The organism is Marinobacterium ramblicola (genome assembly GCF_019084545.1).
Taxonomy (GTDB): domain Bacteria; phylum Pseudomonadota; class Gammaproteobacteria; order Pseudomonadales; family Balneatricaceae; genus Marinobacterium_D; species Marinobacterium_D ramblicola.
Map to the genome: position 1 here is coordinate 1 of NZ_JAHREP010000061.1, position 1,572 is coordinate 1,572.

Genomic DNA, 1,572 nt, shown 5'->3' on the forward strand with positions numbered 1-1,572 from the left:
CAGGGCAATCGCACTACGTAGCCACGATGCGTGCCGGTCCGGGCCGGTGGCACCGCTTCCGTGCGACACGCGATGAAGTCGTCCCTGACCGCTCGACTGCCGCCGTCCTGGCGGCAGACGGTCGCACAGAAGCGGTACCACCACCCCTCGCAAGTGCAGTGCCAACCGACCGGTACGCCCTGTCCTGTTCTCGATATGGCAATAGAACCCGATCTCCAGCTCAGGACGCTATCGGGGGCGCGATCAGTGCTCCAGCGGCTGCAGTTGCAACACCAAGGCGCGGAAGGCGTCGTCATACGCCGCACGCAGTCGCTTGTTCTTGACCCCGAGCTTGGAGCCCTTGCTCTGGCGCAGCAGGTTCAGCGCAAAGCGCCGGATGATAGCCAGGTTTTCCGCCGCGTGTCCCACTCTTGCTCGTGATTGATCCTCGTTGAAGGCCATGTCGAGTACCCAGTGCAGACTATTCTCCACCCGCCAATGATGGCGGATGTAACGACCGACCCTCTCCGGATCCGCGGTATGAGAAGTGATAAAGCAGCGCCGCTCACACGAGACCTGGCCGTTGAGCTCGCGCCGGCTCTCCACCATCACCAGCGTCTTCAGTCCCGGCCAGTCCGGCTTCTGTGTCAACCAGTCGATCTCGTCGTTGACCCAGATACGACGGGTTTCGATCCGGCCGTGGTCTTTCTCCACGGCCTCGGCCTGGCCTTGGGGATGCCGATCCGCCTGGGTCTCCATGAACAGGCGAACGTCATCATGCAGCGCGCTCTGGTTCCCCTTGAGGGCCAACACATAGTCGCCCCCGGCCTCGGTGATCTGCCGGGCTACGGCTTTCTGGCAGCCGATGGCATCGATCGAGATGGTGACGCCTCGCAGATCGAACAGTGACAGAATGTCCGGAATCGCCGTTATCTCGTTCGATTTGGTGTCCACCCGGCGTTGAGCCACCAGCAAGCGCGTCTCGCAGGACCAGGCATGGAGCAGATGCAGCGCACGACCTGCCGAACCGCGATGGGAGCGGCGGACGGTCTTGCCGTCCAGTGCCAGTTGATCCAGAACGTCGCCGCCGATGCGGGCATGGGCGGCCCAGTCGAAAAACGCCGCCTCGAACGCCTCCGGGTCGATCAGGGAAAATACGCGGCCAAAGGTATCGTGGGAGGGAATACCGTTGGCCAGCGGCAGGAATTGTCGCAGCCAACCCTCCTTGGTGCGGCCAAACTCTGCCACCGCTTCCCAGTCATCCATGCCGGAGAGTACCGCACAGAGGGCGATGCTGAGGATATCCGATAGCGAGTGAAGCTTATTGGGCGTGGCCCGGCGCGGATCAGGGATCAATTCGAAGAACGGCTTGGGGTTCGGCAGCATGGCGGCGGCTCCGGCAAATACCGACATCAAGCAGTTTTCGTACCGGCACCGGGCTTCCCGAGGGGTGATGTGGTCGGGTTTGGCTGACCGTCTGCCGCCAGGACGGCGGCAGCGAGCCCTCAGGGACGAGTTCACGGCGTGTCAGACAGGCCCGACCACATCGGCCCGACGATCCCATCATTGTCAGGGGATAGTGCGATTGCCCTG

Annotated in this window: 1 protein-coding gene; it reads right to left on the bottom strand. The window is 63.0% G+C overall.

Translation table 11 applies throughout. The features are described from left to right. Window positions 1-243 precede the first annotated feature (243 nt). Window positions 244-1,392: an ISAs1-like element ISXa1 family transposase gene (locus KQ940_RS22585; protein WP_126281602.1), complete on the bottom strand. Its 1,149-nt coding sequence runs from the start codon at window positions 1,390-1,392 to the stop codon at window positions 244-246. Window positions 1,393-1,572: the final 180 nt, after the last annotated feature.

Excerpts from the sequence above, each read along its gene's own strand:
- KQ940_RS22585 (WP_126281602.1), bottom strand. The coding sequence starts at position 1,392 with ATGTCGGTATTTGCCGGAGCCGCCGCCATGCTGCCGAACCCCAAGCCG.